Source organism: Allorhizobium borbori (assembly GCF_014196535.1).
GTDB lineage: Bacteria > Pseudomonadota > Alphaproteobacteria > Rhizobiales > Rhizobiaceae > Ectorhizobium > Ectorhizobium borbori.
The window spans coordinates 15879-31890 of sequence record NZ_JACIDU010000019.1 but is presented as its reverse complement, the minus strand read 5'-3'; the positions used below and the strand labels follow the sequence as shown (position 1 = coordinate 31890).

Here is a 16012-nt window from a genome sequence, read left to right as displayed (position 1 = left end):
CCTTTTGCGTTCATGCGCTTTTGTGCAGGCCGGGGAAGTAGCGTGAACCGCTGGCGGCAATGCCGATTTCCTGCGCTGCCTGCATCAGATGCGGCGCGAGCTCGGCCATGCGTTCAACCGTCATGCGCACGGCGGGACCGGCGATGGAAAGGCAGCTCACGGCCTTGTCGCCGTTCATGATGGGAACGGCCATGGCGGCCATGCCGATGATATAGCTGTTGACGGAAACCGCGTAGCCGCGTTGGCGGGTTTCCGCAAGAATGGCGAGAAGCTCGGCAATGGTGCGGGGCGCGCCGGGCCCACTGGTCGCGCCGGCGCGGGTGAGGCCTTGCCGGGATACGCGTTCGAGTGCTTCCTCGTCCGACATGGAGGCAAGCCAGGCCTGACCCCCGGAGCTTGAGGCCAGATGCACGACCACTCCCTGTTCCTGACCGGGGTCATAGCGCAAGCCGCTGGTCGCGCCCTGCGCCACCGCCACCCAGATCAGGTCGTCGCCATCGATCACCGAAAGACGAATCAACTCACCGCTGATTTGCGCCAATCGATCAAGGATGGGTTGTGCCACGTCGCCGACACCGGTTCGCCCGAGAAAGCCGACGCCAAGTGCTGCGAGTTTCATGGTCAGCGCGTAATCGCCCTGATCCTGCACCTGACGCACATAACCCAGCCGGATCAATTCGTTAAGCGTGCGATGCACGCCGCTGGCCGGCTGGTTAACCTGGTTTGCGATGGCGGAAACGGACAAGCCAGCCGGCTTTGCCGCCAGAAGCTCGATAATGGTGAGGGATTTTTCGAGAGTGCTCATGCGTTTTCCAATCTGGATTGTCATTCCAGTTTTGACGCAAGAGACTGACCAGTCAAGCGCATTCGCCTTGCCGCTGCGTAAACGGCAAAAAAGCCGCAAGCGCGGGTGCACCTGCGGCGTTCCCGAAAACATTGTCGACTGTCAGTAAGGCAGGCCGACATAGTTTTCGGCAAGCGCGGTCTGCGCCGCCTTCGAGCCGGCGAGATACTCGATTTCGGCGCCCTGCATGCGCCGCAGGAAATCGCCCTCGGTAGGGAAATTGTGCAGCATGCGGGTCATCGACCAGGAGAAGCGCGAGGCCTTCCACACGCGGGCAAGCGCCGTCGCCGAATAGGTTTCCAGCAGGCCGGCATCGCCGGCATAGCGGGCAATCAGCGCGCGCGACAGGTAATAGACGTCGGAGGCGGCGAGGTTCAGACCCTTGGCGCCGGTCGGCGGCACGATGTGAGCGGCATCACCGGCGAGGAAAAGGCGGCCCCAGCGCATCGGTTCGGAAATGAAGCTCCTGAGTGGCGCGATGGATTTTTCGATCGAGGGGCCGGTTTCCAGCGTATCGGCAAGTTCTTGCGGCAAGCGGCGGCGCAGTTCGTCCCAGAAGGCGTCATCGCTCCAGTCCTCCACCTCGTCGGTCAGCGGTACCTGAAGATAGTGGCGGCTTAGATGCGTGTGGCGCATGGAGCAGAGCGCAAAGCCCCGATCCGAGCCGGCATAGACCAGTTCGTCGTGGAGCGGCTTCGTTTCCGAGAGAATGCCGAGCCAGCCGAAGGGGTAGACGTGTTCGTATTCCCGGCGCGTGCCCTCGGGGATCGTGCGGCGGCTCACCCCGTGGAAGCCGTCGCAGCCTGCTATGTAATCACAGTCGATGCGGTGGCTGACGCCATGGTGGGTGAACGTGACATAGGGCGCATCGCCGTCCGCGCCGTGGATTTCGACGCCTTCCGCCTCGTGGAAGATCGGTGCGCTGGTGCGGTCGAGTTCGTCGTAGAGGTCGCGGGTCACTTCCGTCTGGCCGTAGATTGTCACGGCGGAGCCGGTGAGCGCCTTGAAATCGATATGGACTGTCTGGCCATGGGCGGTGATCAGCGTGCCGTCATGCACAAAGCCCTCGGCATCGAGCCGCTTGCCGACGCCCGCCTCATGCAGAAGGTCGCAGAGGCCCTGTTCGAGCACGCCGGCGCGGATGCGGGCGAGCACGTAGTCGCGGGTTCGCTGTTCAAGCACGATGGCGTCGATGCCAGCCCGGCGCAGAAGCAAGGAAAGAAGCAGGCCCGAGGGGCCGCCGCCGATGATACAGACCTGATGACGCATTATTATGGTTCCTCCCGAAAATCAAAGCGGTGAAAAGGCAAGCGGGCGCAGCACGATATGGCCCGTGCCGGAAACCGGTTCGGCGGCCACGGGATCGCTGCTGCGCGGCAGAAGGGACAGCGGGCCGGACGGCGCACCCGACAGCACATCGAACACAGCGACTGCGCCATTGACGGCAAGACCGGTGACGAGCGCAGAAGCGGACGGGGCGAAGAGTGGCGCACCAGGCTCACGGGCCGGGTGCGGATTGCGCCGCTGCCGCAGCACTTCATCGAAAACGTGCGATGAGGTGGAGGCCCGCAGGAAGCGGTTTTCCTGCTCTTCCACCAGCGCGAAGGCGCGGGGAATGAAACCGTTTACCCATGCCTCTTCGGTGGCGAGCGTTGCCCGGCAGGCTTCGCGCTCGGTCCAGTCCGCATAGCTCCACAAGTGGTGAATGGTGTTGAGCGGCCCGGTTTCGCCCAACCAGTAGCCGGTCATCGGCAGGTGACGGGTCACGAGCGGCAGGCCCTCATCGGCCAGAAGTGCCAGATAGGTGGGTGCCGCGCCGGGTTTCAGCCGGTAGCTTCGCCATTCATGGATCATGTCGTCCTCCCCTGCCCGGCAAACTGACCAAGGGAGGCGATTTTAGAAATGGACGGAGCGTCGGAAAGATTGGACGATACCCGGAGGGGCCGTGTCACGCTTCCTGGTGAAGCGCCTGCTTGCGGAAGGCACCCGGCGAAACGCCGACCCGCTGGGTGAAGAAGCGGTTGAAATAGGCGGGATCGTCGAAGCCCGTCAGATGCGCCACCTGCGCCACGCTGCTTTCGGTATAGACGAGATAGCGCTTCGCTTCGATAACGATGCGCTCGTAGAGCAGGTCGGAGGCCGTCTTGCCGGCGCGTGCCTTGCAGGCAGCGTTGAGACGTGCCTGCGTCACGGCCAGATCATTGGCGTAGAATACAAGCGAGCGCTCGCTGCGGAAATGGGCCTCAAGCAGCGCGCGATAGCGCACCAGCAGATCGTAATCCCGGTCGGGCGCGGCGATGCCGGGGTCGTCATGGGTGACATTGAGGCGCAGCATCACGACGAGAATGCGCATGTATTGCGCCATGATCGCCGTGCGGCGGCCCGGCGCCGACCAGATGAATTCGCGGTGCAGCCACTCGAACGTGTCGATGACCGCGGGGATGCTGACGCCGGTGCCCTCCAGCGGATAGACGGCAGGCCGTTCCGCCGCCTTCAACAGGCGTGGATCGGAAGCGGCAGCCGTCTTGAGGCACCCGAGTGCTGCCGTCACCACAAACCCGTCCGTGCCGGGGTTGAAGTCGATCTGGTGGACGATTCCGGCGGGCACGACAAGAATGCCGGGCACCGGAATGGGCAGGATCTGCTCTTCCATGCGGATCGTGCCGCCGCCGCTTTTCACCAGCAGAACCTGCATGTGGTCAGGGTGTGTGTGCGGACGAATTCTCCAATCATGGGGGCCGGAGCGGTCGCGGATCGGTTCCATGTGCAGGAAGTCGAGTTCGACATCCGCGCCTTGATCGCCATAGAGATAGTAATGCGGAATACCGCTCAACGCTTCCTGCGCCATTGTTCCTCCCGAATGTCTCCCGACCGAATTGTGCAACAATTGCGCGGGTGCGTCCATTGGTCTGTTCGGGTGGTCGGGTTAGCAAAGATCAATAGCATTGACGACAGGGAGGAATGGAATGGAGCGACTGGGAGAGGAGGAGCGCGTCTGCGATGTGCTCGTGATCGGATCGGGGGCCGGTGGCCTCGCGACCGCCATTACCGCGAAAAAGCACGGTCTCTCGGTGATCGTGATCGAGAAGGAGCCGGTTTTCGGCGGCACCACGGCCTTTTCCGGCGGTGTGCTGTGGATACCGGGCAACCGCCACGGCAAGGTCAACAACCCGGCTGATACACGCGAGGCCGCGCGCCGCTACATGAAGGCAGAAACCGGCAACTGGTTCGATGATGGCGCGGTGGACGCCTTTCTCGAAACCGGGCCGAAAATGCTGGACTGGTTCGAGAAGGAGACTGAGGTCAAGTTCGTGCCGACGCTCTATCCCGACTATCACCCGACGGTGGATGGTGGCGTGGACGTAGGCCGATCGGTGCTGGCCGCGCCCTTCGACACGAGCGCGCTCGGCGATCATCTCAAGCGGCTGCGCCCGCCGCTTTCCACCATCACATTCATGGGCATGATGTTCAATTCGTCCAATGCCGACATCAAGCATTTCTTCAATGCCACGAAGTCGGTTACCTCCTTTGCCTATGTGCTGAAACGGCTCGCCGCCCATGCCGGCGAAGTCGCGCGCTACGGTCGCGGCGTGCAGGTCACAAGCGGCAACGCGTTGGCCGCCCGCCTGGCGAAAAGCTGCTTCGATCTCGGCATTCCGATCCTGACGGAAACCCCGGCGCTTCGGCTTATCAAGGAGGGTGATAGGGTCACGGGCGTGAAGGTGGGTGGCAAGGCAGCGGGCACGATGATCGCCCGTCGCGGCGTTGTGCTGGCCTGCGGCGGCTATGCCCATGACCTTGCCCGCCGGGCGAAGGTCTATGCCCATCTCAAGGCAGGCGCCGGGCATTATTCGCCGGTACCGGAGGGCAATACCGGCGACGGCATTCGTCTGGGCGAGGAGGCCGGCGGCGCTTTCGATGCGGAATTCGCGCAGCCGGCGGCGTGGATGCCGGTCAGTCGCGTGCCGGGTAAGGGCATCTTCCCGCATCTGCTCGACCGCTACAAGCCGGGCATGATCGCGGTGCTTTCCAACGGGAAGCGATTCACCAATGAAAGCGAGAGCTATCACGATGTCGGCGCGGCCATGGTTGCGGCGGGAGAGGCCTCGGCCTGGCTGGTCTGCGACCACCGCACCATCCGCGAATACGGGCTCGGCCACGCCAAGCCCGCACCCATGCCGCTGACGCCGTGGCTTTCGTCCGGCTACCTGAAAAAGGGTCGCACGCTGGCCGACCTCGCCCGTGCCTGCGGCATAGATGCCAAGGGGTTTGAAGCGACGGTTTCCGACTTCAACCACGGCGCAAGGCAGGGCCGGGACGAAGCCTTCCATCGTGGTGAAACGTCGTTCAACCGCTATCTCGCCGATCCCGACAACAGACCGAACCCGTGCGTTGCTCCGGTGGAGCAGGGGCCGTTCTACGCGGTGAAGATGGAGATGGGCGATCTCGGCACGTTCGACGGGTTGAAGACCACCGTTCCCGGCGAAGTGCTCGACCGGCAGGGCGGGGTCATTCCCGGTCTCTTCGCCGTCGGTAATGATCGCGCCTCGATCATGGGCGGCAATTATCCGGGTGCGGGCATCACGCTCGGCCCGGCGATGACTTTCGGCTGGATCACCGGTCGTTATTTGGCGGGCATCGCCCCGGAAACGCAGAAAAAGGAGAACGCCGCATGAGCTGGCTTGGACTGAACGGAAAGACGGCTGTCATCACGGGTGCCGGGGGCGGCATCGGGCAGGCGCTGGCGCGTGCCTTTGCAGGCGAGGGCGCCCGCGTCGTGCTGCTTGACCGGGACGAGGAACGCACCGGACCGCTTGCGGCCGAACTCGGCAACGGCGCCTTCCCGCTCGTCTGCGATCTTTCGAAGGCGGACGATATCGCCGCCGCCGCCGAAAAGGTCGAGGCCGAAGGCGGCGCCGACATTCTCGTGAACAATGCCGGCATTCTTCGGCCCGGCCCGCTTGAAAGCGTGGCGGAGGCCGACTGGTCGGCCATGCTGTCGGTCAACCTCACAGGCTATCTCGCGACGTCGCAGGCCTTTGGTAAGGGCATGATCGCGCGAGGCGCGGGCGCGCTCGTCCACGTGGCGAGCATCGCCGGTTCGCAGCCGCAACCGGCGAGTGGGGCCTATTCGGCGTCAAAGGCGGCAATTCTCATGCTGTCGCGCCAGCTTGCCTATGAATGGGGCCCGAAGGGCATTCGCTCCAACACGGTCAGCCCCGGTCTGGTGCGCACGCCGCTTTCGGAGCCTTTCTACCGGGACGAGACGGTGAAGGCGAAGCGCGAGGCCATGGTGCCGCTGCGCCGCATCGCCTCCCCGGAAGACATGGCGGATGTGGCGCTGTTCCTCGCTTCCCGCCGCGCGTCCTACGTGTCCGGTCAGGACATCGTGGTCGATGGCGGTCTTTCACAAACCTTGATGGGGCTTGTGCCGAGGCCGGGCTATGCTTGAAATCAAAAACGCACTGGTGACGGGCGGGGCCGACGGGATCGGCCTCGCCATTGCGCAGGCGTTGGCCGCTGCCGGCTATCGCGTGACCATCGCGGATCTCGATGGCACGAAGGCAGCGGAGCGCGCGACGGAACTGGGAGAGGGCCATCGAGGGCTCGCGTGCGACATTATCGACGAGGCGCAGGTGGTGGCGGTATGCGCCTCCGCCGCCTTCGACGTTCTGGTGAATAATGCCGGTATCGGCGACAGCCATCTGCCGACACTGGAACAGGGCCTCGATGCCTTCCGCAAGGTGCTGGACGTGCATCTCTCCGGCACTTTCCTGATGTCACGCGAGGTGGCCAAGGGCATGGTGGAACGCGGTTCCGGCGCCATCGTCAACCTCTCCTCGATTGCCGGCCTGACCGGCCTGCCGAAGCGCAATGCCTATGGCGCGGCCAAGGCGGGTGTCGTCGCCATGACGCGGGCCATGGCCTGCGAATGGGCGGGCAAGGGTGTGCGGGTCAACGCGGTTGCCCCTGCCTTCGTGGAGACGGCACTGGTGAGGAAGCTTGCGGACGCCGGTCGCATCGACCTGCCGACGTTGCGCCGTCGCACGCCCATCGGACGGTTGATCCGCGCTGAAGAAGTCGCGGCGGCGGTCGCATTCCTCGCCTCGCCGCTGGCCTCGGGCATTACCGGCGCGGTGCTTCCGGTCGATGGCGGCTGGACCGCCTTCGGCGATTTTGGCGATGCCTCGGCGGGTTGAAGCAGTATTCAGGAGAGAGAAAAGGCCCGGCGATGATCTCGCCGGGCCTTTTCGTGTCCGCCTGTGGAGGACGGGTCAGGCGGTGTCCTCGATGTGGCCGCCGAGGAAAAGCTGGCCGACACGGGGGTCTTTCAGGAGCTTGTCGGCCTTGTCGAACATGCGGGTCTGGCCGAGTTCGAGAACAAGGCCGTAATCCGACATGGCGAGCGCCGCCTTGGCGTTCTGCTCGACCATCAGGATGGTCACGCCCTGATCGCGCAGGCGAATGAGCGTCTGGAACACTTCCTGCACGAGGTTGGGCGACAGGCCGATGGACGGCTCGTCGATGAGGATCATCTTCGGATCGAGCAGCAGGGCGCGGGCAATCTCGAGCTGCTTCTGCTGGCCGCCGGAAAGTTCGATGGCCTTCTGGTCCTTGCGCTGGCGCAGCATGGGGAACTGGTCCATGACCTCTTCCATGCGGCGCTTCACCTTGGCCTGGTCCTTCGAGGTGATGCCGCCGAGTTCGAGGTTGTGGAGCACGGAAAGCTGCGGCACGACATTGCGGCCCTGCGGCACGTAGGTCACGCCGCGGGCGATCATTTCCGCCGGGCTCTTGCGCGTCACATCCTCGCCATCCAGCAGGATCTGGCCGGAATTGATGTTGAGCAAGCCGAAGATCGCCTTGAACACGGTCGATTTACCCGCCCCGTTCGGCCCGATCACGGTGGTGATCGAGGCCTTGGGAATGGTGAAGGACGTGCCGTTGAGGATGGTGATGCGGCCATAGCCGCCGTTCAGGTTTTTCAGCTCCAGCATGTCAGCCTCCGAGATACGCATCGATGACCATCTGGTTCGACCGGATTTCGTCCGGGCTCCCCTCGGCGATGATCTCGCCCTGCGCCAGCACGATGATGCGGGTGCAAAGCGACATGACGAATTCCATGTTGTGCTCGATGACGACGAAGGTCGTGCCGTGCTCGCGGTTGTAGGTGATGAGCCGTTCCTTGAGGTGGCCGAGCATGGTGAGGTTCACCCCGCCCGCCGGTTCGTCGAGCAGCACGATGCCGGGGCCGGCCATGAAGGCCATCGCAGCATCCACCAGCTTCTGCTGGCCGTAGGAGAGCGAACCCGCCGGCGTGTCGCGATAGGGCGTCAGGCGGAAAAATTCGATGAGCTGTTCGGCCTTTCCGGTAAGGCCGGCGTCGGGCTTGCCGAACAGGCGCGAAAGCATCGAGCCCTCATGCTCCTGCCCGGCCTGAATGACGTTGTCGAGCACCGTCATTTTCGGGAACACCGAAAGCTGCTGGAAGGTGCGGCCGATGCCCATCAGCGACAGGTCCGCCGGGCGCACGCCGTCGGTGTTCTGGCCGTTGATTTCGCAATGACCTTCCGTCGGACGGAGCTGGCCGAGAATGCAGTTGAACAGTGTCGATTTGCCGGAGCCGTTCGGACCGATCAGCCCGAGGATCTCGCCCTTCTGGACATCGAAGCTCACCCCGTTGACGGCGCGGATACCACCGAATTGCTTGGAGATGTTGCGGACCGAAAGAATGGGTCCGTTGTGGTTCTTGGCGTGCATGTTCACAGTTGGACCCCCTGCTTCAGATCGCGACGGGCTTCATGCTTCGGCTTGAGCTTTTCGACCAGCTTCTGACCGAGGCCGATCAGGCCGCTCGGCGAATAGACCATCAGCACGATGACGAGGAAGGCATAGATCATGAGGTAGTAACCCTCGGTGAAGCGCAGCACTTCCGGCAGAAGAATGACGACGGCGGCGCCCAGCATGGGGCCGAAGAAGAAGCCGGAGCCACCGACGACCACCATGAGCAGAAGCTTCAGCGAGTGGACGAGTGCGAAACTCGACGGCTCGATGAACTGCACGAGCGGAGCCTGCAGCGCACCGGCGAGACCGCCGAATGCCGAGCCGATGGCGAAGGCCAGCAACGTCTGGCGGCGAACCTTGAGGCCGAGGCTTTCGGCGCGGACGGGGTTTTCACGCAGCGCCTTGAAGGACCGGCCCCACGGCGAACGGAGAATCCACCACAGCGCGAAGGCGGCCACGAGGAAGCAGACCAGCGAGAAATAGTAGAAGGCGATGTTGCTGTCGGTGCTGAAACCGAAGAAGGACGGGCGTTCCATGCCGGAGAGGCCGAAGGAACCACCGGTGATTTCCTCCTCGTTGCGCAAGACGAGGAACAGCAGTGTGTTGAAGGCGAGCGTGACGAAGGCGAGGAAATGGTGCTGCACGCGCAGCGCCGGATAGCCGAGCAGCAGGCCGACCGCGAAGCTCGACACGATCGATACGATGACGGCGATGCCCCAGTGAATGCCGGCAAGCGTCATCAGCGCGGTGATATAGGCGCCGATGCCCATGAAGCCCGCCTGCGCGAGGCTGACCTGACCGGCATAGCCGAGCGTGAGGTTAAGCCCCATCGCGGCGATGGAGAAGAGCAGCCACGAGCAGAGTGTGTAAACGATGTAGTTGCCCTGCCCGATAGGGGCCGCAATCAGTGCGGCGATGCCGAGGATGATGAGAAAAGGTTGAAAGCGGGTCATACGGTTCTCCCTTCCGGGGTGCCGAGCAGGCCCTGCGGGCGCAGCAGGATAATGGCGATGAGCAGGATCAGCGGCATGGCCGAGCGATACTGAGCGGAAATATAGACCGCCGAGAGGTTGTCGATGATGCCGATCAGCAGGCCGCCGACGAGGGCGCCACGGATCTGGTTGAAGCCACCGACGATGGCCGCAATGAAGGCGACGAGGCCGAGCGTTTCACCATTCGAGAACTTGGCGAGGTAGATCGGCGAGATCAACACCGAGGCGATCGTGGCAAGGGTCGCATTGATCAGGAAGGTGTAGAGCACCATGCGCTTGACGTTGACGCCGAGGATCTGCGCGACGGCCGGGTTCTGGGCGCTGGCCTGCATGCAGCGCCCGGTGCGGGTGCGGCTGAGGAAAAGCTGGAGGCCACCGATCGCGAGCATCGAGACGGCAAGGTTGCCGATGTCCTGCAGCGAAACGCTGGCGCCGGCAATGTGATAGACATCCTGCGGGAAGATGGCGGGGAAAGGCTGGGCGGTGGCACCGTAGAACTCCTTGACGCTTTCCTTCATCAGAACGCCGAGCGCGATGGTGGCGATGACCAGCGGCAGCGTGCCGTGCGGCAGCATAGGCTCGACGATCAGCCGCTTGAAGGCGACGCCAAGAAGGATGAGCGACAGAACCAGCGCCAGAATGACGGAGGTCCAAAGCGGCAGGCCGAATACGGTCATGCCGATCAGCACGAAGAAGGCTGGCAGCATGACGAACTCGCCCTGGGCGAAGTTGATCGTTTGCGACGCCTGCCATAGCAGCGTGAAACCGACGGCGGCGAGCGCATAGATGGAACCGGCGGCAAGGCCGGAAATAAGGATTTGTAGAAGCTCGGCCATGGGTTCGTCCTCAAGGGCTGGTGGTCGGCTTGGCGATGGTGGTGATGGGCCGGCGGCAATTCCTGCCGCCGGCGATTGGACTGGCCGTCAGGCTCAGTTCGGGGGCAGGATGGCCTCTACGACCTGCTTGCCGTTCTCGACCTTCACGAAGAAGCTCTCGCGCGACATTTCGCCGGTGTCGTCCCAGCTTACATCCATCAACACGCCCGGATATTCCGACGCCTTGAGCGTCAGGCCGTGCAGCTTTTCGGCAATCGCCTTGCTGTCCGGCTTGCCGACCATTTCGGTCACGTATTTCAGCGTCCAGGCGGCGGTGTAACCCTTGATGGCGTTGTGGTCCGGCGTGTACTTGAACTTGGTCTTGAAGCGCTCGACCATGTCCTTCAGCGCGGGCACATCGGCATCCGGCGTCAGGCCCACATGGCCCATGGCGCCGTTGGCGGCCTCGCCGGCCAGTTCGATGACCTTGTGGCCGATCAGCGTGGTTTCACCCAGCAGCGGCTTGGTGATGCCCTGCTTGCGGGCTTCGCGCAGGAAGCGGGCGCTTTCCTCCTCGGTGTAATAAACGAAGAAGGCTTCGGCGCTGGAGTTCTTCAGCTTGAGCACATCGGCGGAGAAGTCGGCCTGGGCCTGTTCGGAGGGAACGTCGACGACGATTTCGAGGCCGGCCTTCTTGGCTTCATCGATGAAAGCCTGATGGCCGCCCTTGCCGAACTCGGTGTTCGCCCAGGCGACGCCGACCTTCTTCACGCCCATCTTTTCGACCATGTACTTGATCAGCTTCGGCACGCCCTTCTGCGAACCGAAGGCGGTGCGGAAGATGTAGGGATTGCCCTTGGCGGTGATCGACGGCGCTTCCGAGCCGGTGAACTGCGGAATGCCATACTGCTTGGCGACCAGCATGTTGACGACCGTGGACGAGGAGAACACCGTGCCCATGATGGCGTAGATGTCCTCGTCAATGGCCTTCTGCACCATGGCGCGCGAGACCTGCGGGTCGGTCTGGCTGTCGTATTCGAGAATCTTGACCGGTTCCTTGAGGATGCCGCCCTGCGCGTTGATTTCCTCAAAGCCCATGTTGACGCCATCGCGGAAGTTCGTTCCCGCCGCAGCGCCCGGACCGGACAGCTCTACGATGGAGCCGACCTTGAGTTCAGCGAGTGCCGGCATGGCGCCCAACGCAAGCACCATTGCGGTTGCGGAAAGCAATTTCTTGATCATCATGTTCCTCCCGTGAATGATCATTTTGAAAATCCGGCGCGTGTCGCTCAATGCGCGCTCCGGAACGCTGACTTTCGGGCTCCTTCCCCCAAAGTCGCGATTTCTGTCAGTCGGCTTTCTCCATCCTCCCAGATGGTCCACAGCCAGCACCATAAGGGTTGCTCCGGCGTGTTGACGAATACCGATTTTCGCCTCTGCGTAACCTTATGTTAATTCTGCGCTCCCATGCGTCAATTTGACCGACCTCCTTTGATGTTTGACAAAATCACGGGGCCTGCATCCGGGAAATGGACGATGGGGACTAAACATTGGACGATTCCTCCGGGCCCATGGCTTTCAACGCGGTAAGCGACTGGTGGATGCCATCCGCTATCGTCGTGACCGGGTGGTGGCCCAGCATGGTGGGAACCGGATCAGAGGCAAGGTCGGCGGGAATGCGCAGCGGCGGCCCGACAATGGTGATCCCGTCCCAGCCGGTCTGGTGACGAAGTTCCCCTACGAAGGCCTCCATTGCGGTGGTGTCGCCGGCCATGGTCAGCGCCATCGCCGCTTCGAGCGGCGCGGTCATCGCCGATGTCAGCAGGCGGGCAACATCATCCACATGCACGAAGCCGACACGGCCGGAAAAGCGGATTTCCGCCGGTTCGCGGCGTACTGAAGCGGCAATGGCAATGGATGGACCGGCAGCAATGCCAGCGCTGATGCCGGGTCCGTAGACAATATAGGGGCGCAGGCCAAGGCTTGGTACACCGTGATCGAGGAAGAAGGCGCGGGCGGCACCCTCAACTGCAAGCTTGGTTGCGCCATAGATGGTCATCGGCTGTGGATGAGTGGCATCCTGTGGCCCGAAGACGCCCGCGGTGGAGAGGTAGGCAACGGGCAAACGACGCTCTTTCGCGGCCTCGAACACGTTAAGACTACCGATGAGGTTGACGCGTGCGCCAAGCACCGGATCGCGGGCGCAATCGACCGTCATCAGTCCGGCGAGATGGATAATTCCATCGCAATCACGGGCCGCGTCGATAACCGATGTGGTGTCGGTAATATCGCCGGAAACGATTTCTGCAGGGATGTGCGCCGGCAGGCGCTCGGGGCGCGGCGCAAGATCGAAGATTCGGACGGCATGGCCGGCGGCGTGCAGGGCGGCGACTGTACGCAGGCCGACGAAGCCGGTGCCGCCAGTGACGAGAATGCGGCTCATGCGCGGACTTTCCCGGATGCTATGCGGCCATTCGTCGATGCGTACGTCATGCCGCTTCCTCCCCGAAATGGCCGATGTCTTTCTGTTGATCCAGATCATTGCAAAAAATGGAATGACATTCAATATTAAACTTCAGTTCCATTTTTATTTTTGTTTTGCTACCCTGCCTGCATTGATCAGGGAGGATCGCATGACAGGAAAAATCGGCGTTGCCGTCATCGGCGCGGGCGCCATCGGGCGCACCCATATCGACACGCTTGGCAAGATGGAGGGGATGCGGCTTGCGGCATTGGTCGATCCGGCACCCTCGGGCCGGTCCCTGGCCGATACGCTCGGCGTACCGTGCATGCCGGATGTGGCCGCACTTATCGATGCCGGACTTGCCGATGCCGCCATCGTGGCGACGCCGAATGAAACGCATCTGCCGGTATCGGCAGCGCTCCTCAATGCCGGCATTCCGGTGCTTTTGGAAAAACCGGTGGCCGAAAGCCTCGAATCTGCGTTGAGCCTGATCGGATTGGCTGAAAAGGCGGGCGTACCGCTGCTGGTTGGCCACCACCGCCGTCACAACCCCATCATTCGTGCGGCTCATGCCGCGATCCACGGCGGCAAGATCGGCGATCTTGTGATGGCCACGGTCACCTGCTCTCTCGCCAAGCCCTCCTCCTATTTCGAGGCGACATGGCGGCGTGCGCCGGGGGCTGGCGGACCTTTGCTCATCAACCTCGTTCATGAAATCGACCTTATGCGCCACTTCTTCGGGGAGGTGGCGAGCGTGCAGGCCATTGCCAGCCACGGCCGGCGCGGCTTTTCGGTGGAAGACACCGCTGCCGTGGCGCTGACCTTTGTGAAGGGCGGGCTGGCAACGCTTTGCATTTCCGATGCAGCCACCGGGCCCTGGGCCTGGGACCTTTCCGCCGGTGAAAACCTTGCCCGGTTCCCGGCCCATCCGGTGACGGCGCATCATTATGCTGGCAGCCGGGCGGGGCTGTCCCTGCCGGACCTGACGCTCTGGGAACCGGAAGGCGAGCCGGACTGGACCCGTAAACTGAGGCCGTCGAAGCTCGCTTTTGAGCCCGCCGACGCTTACGAAGCGCAGCTCGCCCATTTCGCAGACTTGATCCGGAATGGTGGTGCCCCGCTCGTTTCCGCGCGCGATGCAACCGTGAACCTGATCGTTCTGGATGCGATTCGCACCGCCGCTGAACGCGGAGAGACGGTAACGGTGGACCTCTCGCCGCTCGATACGGTGTAGCAGCATGCCTCAGACGGCGGAGTTCTCTCCGCCGTCCAGCGCCTTGCGCAGTCGCTGCTCGTCCACCGGCAAGCCCGTGAAGATGCGCCAGGCATCGACGCCTTGCCCGATAAAGAGCTCATAGCCGGAAATGGCCTGTAGCCCTTCCGCCACGGCGTCCCTGAGAAACTGTGTTTCGAGCGGCGTATACACAGCGTCGAACACCCAGGCGGCTCCCTTCATAGCGGTGCGCTCAAGGGGGGTGCCGTCGTAGCCGATCATGCCGACCGGCGTACCATTGACAAGTCCGCGTGCGCCAGCGGCAAGGCCCGTTGCATCGCTGCCGATACGGATGATGAGATCCGGCCTTTCCGCCTTCAACGCATCGGCGAGCGCCGTCGCGCGCGCCAGATCACGATCGACGATGCGGATTTCCTGAAGGCCAAGCGCGATGAGAGCAAAGGCGATGGCTTTACCGACGCCGCCAGCGCCGATCATCAGAACGGGGCCGAGTGGGGTATCGCCACGCACGCGACGATAGGCGGCGATGAAGCCGCTGTAATCGGTGTTGAAACCGTGCGGACCGCCTTCATCGAACAGCACGGTGTTGACCGCGCCGATGGCGCGCACCAGCGGATCATCGATCCTGACCCGTCGGGCGGCCCGCTCCTTGTAGGGATAGGTGACGTTGACGCCGCGATAGTCACCGGCGGCGATGGTATCGAACAGGGTATCGAAATCAACGCCGCGCTCGGCAGGGATCAGGCGATCATAGACGACGGTGCGTTTGTTCTGGGCGGCGGCCAGCCCATGCAGGCGCGGTGAAAGCGACTTGCCGATATTGTCACCGATCAGGCCGAGATGAATTGTATCTGTCATGCTTCGTTTCTTCGCAAAGAGAGGTGACGCAATCCTTTCCCGGCTTGTCCATAACCGCAAATACCGGGATCGCGGTCAGCGTAACCTCAGGTTAAGGGCGGCGGATTGCCGAGCGGACGCAGCGCGATGGCCGCAAGCTCCTGCTGGAAGTGACGGATGGCGTGTTCAGTGAAGCTTGAAAGCTGGCGCCCGCGCTTGTGAATGGCATAGGGCGTGATCGTCGCCGGTTCCTTCAGCGGGCGGCGCACCAGGCCGGGGATCTGCGGATCGGCCACCGAGAATTCATCGATGACCGCCACGCCGAGGCCCTGCCGCACGAGGGTGACGATGCTTTGCGAGAAGCGTCCGCGCAATGTGTGGCGCGGCTCGATGCCGGCTTCGCGGAAGGGGTGGGCCAGAAGGCGGCCATAGGGATCGTCGGGATCGACGCCGATAAAGGGATGGCGCACGATGTCGTGTACGGACACGGCGTCGTGTTCGGCAAGCGGGTGGCCCTCCGGCATGATGGCGAGAATGCGTCCGCGCGCCAGGGGTTTGTTGCGCACGGCGGGATTATCGACCGGCGAACTCATGATGACCACCTCGCCACGTTCCAGCAGCAGATAATCCAGCGTTTCCTCGATCTTCAGGATGTCGAGGTCGATCATCAGATCGGGAAAGCGCTGGCGCAGATGCTTGATGACGCGCACCGCGACAAACTGTGCGATGGAGGGCGCAGAGGCGAAGGACAGTGCAAAATCCTGCCCCTTCTGCAAGGAGGAAACGGCAGCATTCAGGTTTTCCATCTGCCGGTAAACCTGATTGAGCATTTCGAAGATTGCCTGCGATTCCGTCGCGGGCACGAAGACGCCGGCCTTGCGTTCGAACAGACGCACGCCGAGCCCATCTTCGGTGTGCTTCAGAAGGCGACTGATGCCGGGCGCCGAGACGTTGAGGAGATCGGCGGCACCCTGAATGGTGCCGGCAATCATCACCGCGCGGATCACCTCGATCTGTCTAAGCGTCAGATCCTTCATGCGT

16 protein-coding genes are annotated in these 16012 nt (G+C 62.9%); 4 read left to right on the top strand and 12 right to left on the bottom strand.

Features of this window, described 5'->3' with window-relative positions; translation table 11 throughout:
* Window positions 1–10: 10 nt before the first annotated feature.
* From GGQ66_RS19205 to GGQ66_RS19190, 4 genes are all read right to left on the bottom strand, one after another.
* Complete coding sequence (locus GGQ66_RS19205; RefSeq protein WP_183794669.1) at window positions 11–805, bottom strand: IclR family transcriptional regulator; 795 nt, start codon at window positions 803–805, stop codon at window positions 11–13.
* A 141-nt stretch (window positions 806–946) separates the two neighbouring features.
* Window positions 947–2113 (bottom strand): 4-hydroxybenzoate 3-monooxygenase, encoded by a 1167-nt coding sequence (gene pobA / locus GGQ66_RS19200; RefSeq protein WP_183794667.1) that lies wholly within the window; start codon window positions 2111–2113, stop codon window positions 947–949.
* A gap of 21 nt (window positions 2114–2134) precedes the next feature.
* Window positions 2135–2698 (bottom strand): NIPSNAP family protein, encoded by a 564-nt coding sequence (locus GGQ66_RS19195; RefSeq protein WP_183794665.1) that lies wholly within the window; start codon window positions 2696–2698, stop codon window positions 2135–2137.
* A gap of 94 nt (window positions 2699–2792) precedes the next feature.
* Window positions 2793–3692: a helix-turn-helix domain-containing protein gene (locus GGQ66_RS19190; protein ID WP_183794663.1), complete on the bottom strand. Its 900-nt coding sequence runs from the start codon at window positions 3690–3692 to the stop codon at window positions 2793–2795.
* 118 nt (window positions 3693–3810) lie between these two features.
* On the opposite strand from GGQ66_RS19190, the gene GGQ66_RS19185 reads away from it, so the two are divergent.
* Genes GGQ66_RS19185 through GGQ66_RS19175 form a run of 3 tightly spaced genes read left to right on the top strand, consistent with a single transcriptional unit; the run spans window position 3811 to window position 7044 of the window.
* Window positions 3811–5520 carry an FAD-dependent oxidoreductase gene (locus GGQ66_RS19185; protein ID WP_183794661.1) on the top strand — a complete coding sequence of 570 codons (1710 nt, stop codon included), beginning with the start codon at window positions 3811–3813 and terminating at the stop codon, window positions 5518–5520.
* The gene (locus tag GGQ66_RS19180; protein ID WP_183794659.1) at window positions 5517–6296 is read left to right on the top strand and encodes an SDR family NAD(P)-dependent oxidoreductase; all 780 of its coding nucleotides are present in this window, start codon (window positions 5517–5519) and stop codon (window positions 6294–6296) included. Before GGQ66_RS19185 ends, GGQ66_RS19180 begins: the two co-directional genes overlap by 4 nt.
* On the top strand, window positions 6289–7044 hold the full coding sequence (locus GGQ66_RS19175; protein WP_183794656.1) for an SDR family oxidoreductase: 756 nt from the start codon (window positions 6289–6291) through the stop codon (window positions 7042–7044). Before GGQ66_RS19180 ends, GGQ66_RS19175 begins: the two co-directional genes overlap by 8 nt.
* Window positions 7045–7119: 75 nt before the next feature.
* Here GGQ66_RS19175 and GGQ66_RS19170 read toward each other — a convergent pair whose 3' ends face one another.
* The 6 genes from GGQ66_RS19170 to GGQ66_RS19145 all read right to left on the bottom strand — a co-directional run bounded on the left by GGQ66_RS19170 (window position 7120) and on the right by GGQ66_RS19145 (window position 12879).
* The gene (locus GGQ66_RS19170; protein WP_183794654.1) at window positions 7120–7842 is read right to left on the bottom strand and encodes an ABC transporter ATP-binding protein; all 723 of its coding nucleotides are present in this window, start codon (window positions 7840–7842) and stop codon (window positions 7120–7122) included.
* Window position 7843: 1 nt separating this feature from the next.
* Window positions 7844–8605 carry an ABC transporter ATP-binding protein gene (locus GGQ66_RS19165; protein ID WP_183794780.1) on the bottom strand — a complete coding sequence of 254 codons (762 nt, stop codon included), beginning with the start codon at window positions 8603–8605 and terminating at the stop codon, window positions 7844–7846.
* 2 nt (window positions 8606–8607) lie between these two features.
* Window positions 8608–9582, bottom strand: coding sequence for a branched-chain amino acid ABC transporter permease (locus GGQ66_RS19160; protein WP_183794652.1), 975 nt, complete (start codon window positions 9580–9582; stop codon window positions 8608–8610).
* Window positions 9579–10457 (bottom strand): branched-chain amino acid ABC transporter permease, encoded by an 879-nt coding sequence (locus tag GGQ66_RS19155; protein ID WP_183794650.1) that lies wholly within the window; start codon window positions 10455–10457, stop codon window positions 9579–9581. Before GGQ66_RS19155 ends, GGQ66_RS19160 begins: the two co-directional genes overlap by 4 nt.
* A gap of 93 nt (window positions 10458–10550) precedes the next feature.
* Window positions 10551–11678, bottom strand: coding sequence for an ABC transporter substrate-binding protein (locus GGQ66_RS19150; RefSeq protein ID WP_183794648.1), 1128 nt, complete (start codon window positions 11676–11678; stop codon window positions 10551–10553).
* Between the two features lie 301 nt (window positions 11679–11979).
* Window positions 11980–12879 (bottom strand): NAD-dependent epimerase/dehydratase family protein, encoded by a 900-nt coding sequence (locus GGQ66_RS19145; RefSeq protein WP_183794646.1) that lies wholly within the window; start codon window positions 12877–12879, stop codon window positions 11980–11982.
* 190 nt (window positions 12880–13069) lie between these two features.
* On the opposite strand from GGQ66_RS19145, the gene GGQ66_RS19140 reads away from it, so the two are divergent.
* Window positions 13070–14134 carry a Gfo/Idh/MocA family protein gene (locus GGQ66_RS19140; RefSeq protein ID WP_183794644.1) on the top strand — a complete coding sequence of 355 codons (1065 nt, stop codon included), beginning with the start codon at window positions 13070–13072 and terminating at the stop codon, window positions 14132–14134.
* Window positions 14135–14143: 9 nt separating this feature from the next.
* Here the strand turns inward: GGQ66_RS19140 and GGQ66_RS19135 are convergent, their stop codons facing one another.
* Together GGQ66_RS19135 and GGQ66_RS19130 are read right to left on the bottom strand one after the other, a co-directional pair.
* A complete protein-coding gene (locus GGQ66_RS19135; protein ID WP_183794642.1) occupies window positions 14144–14992 on the bottom strand; it encodes a shikimate dehydrogenase family protein in 849 nt (282 codons plus the stop codon).
* An 86-nt stretch (window positions 14993–15078) separates the two neighbouring features.
* Window positions 15079–16008 carry a LysR family transcriptional regulator gene (locus GGQ66_RS19130; protein WP_183794640.1) on the bottom strand — a complete coding sequence of 310 codons (930 nt, stop codon included), beginning with the start codon at window positions 16006–16008 and terminating at the stop codon, window positions 15079–15081.
* Window positions 16009–16012: the final 4 nt, after the last annotated feature.

Bases quoted from the DNA above. Each gene is read 5' to 3' on its own strand.
- GGQ66_RS19205 (WP_183794669.1), bottom strand. From the start codon at position 805: ATGAGCACTCTCGAAAAATCCCTCACCATTATCGAGCTTCTGGCGGCA.
- pobA (WP_183794667.1), bottom strand. From the start codon at position 2,113: ATGCGTCATCAGGTCTGTATCATCGGCGGCGGCCCCTCGGGCCTGCTT.
- GGQ66_RS19195 (WP_183794665.1), bottom strand. From the start codon at position 2,698: ATGATCCATGAATGGCGAAGCTACCGGCTGAAACCCGGCGCGGCACCC.
- GGQ66_RS19190 (WP_183794663.1), bottom strand. From the start codon at position 3,692: ATGGCGCAGGAAGCGTTGAGCGGTATTCCGCATTACTATCTCTATGGC.
- GGQ66_RS19185 (WP_183794661.1), top strand. From the start codon at position 3,811: ATGGAGCGACTGGGAGAGGAGGAGCGCGTCTGCGATGTGCTCGTGATC.
- GGQ66_RS19180 (WP_183794659.1), top strand. From the start codon at position 5,517: ATGAGCTGGCTTGGACTGAACGGAAAGACGGCTGTCATCACGGGTGCC.
- GGQ66_RS19175 (WP_183794656.1), top strand. From the start codon at position 6,289: ATGCTTGAAATCAAAAACGCACTGGTGACGGGCGGGGCCGACGGGATC.
- GGQ66_RS19170 (WP_183794654.1), bottom strand. From the start codon at position 7,842: ATGCTGGAGCTGAAAAACCTGAACGGCGGCTATGGCCGCATCACCATC.
- GGQ66_RS19165 (WP_183794780.1), bottom strand. From the start codon at position 8,605: ATGCACGCCAAGAACCACAACGGACCCATTCTTTCGGTCCGCAACATC.
- GGQ66_RS19160 (WP_183794652.1), bottom strand. From the start codon at position 9,582: ATGACCCGCTTTCAACCTTTTCTCATCATCCTCGGCATCGCCGCACTG.
- GGQ66_RS19155 (WP_183794650.1), bottom strand. From the start codon at position 10,457: ATGGCCGAGCTTCTACAAATCCTTATTTCCGGCCTTGCCGCCGGTTCC.
- GGQ66_RS19150 (WP_183794648.1), bottom strand. From the start codon at position 11,678: ATGATCAAGAAATTGCTTTCCGCAACCGCAATGGTGCTTGCGTTGGGC.
- GGQ66_RS19145 (WP_183794646.1), bottom strand. From the start codon at position 12,879: ATGAGCCGCATTCTCGTCACTGGCGGCACCGGCTTCGTCGGCCTGCGT.
- GGQ66_RS19140 (WP_183794644.1), top strand. From the start codon at position 13,070: ATGACAGGAAAAATCGGCGTTGCCGTCATCGGCGCGGGCGCCATCGGG.
- GGQ66_RS19135 (WP_183794642.1), bottom strand. From the start codon at position 14,992: ATGACAGATACAATTCATCTCGGCCTGATCGGTGACAATATCGGCAAG.
- GGQ66_RS19130 (WP_183794640.1), bottom strand. From the start codon at position 16,008: ATGAAGGATCTGACGCTTAGACAGATCGAGGTGATCCGCGCGGTGATG.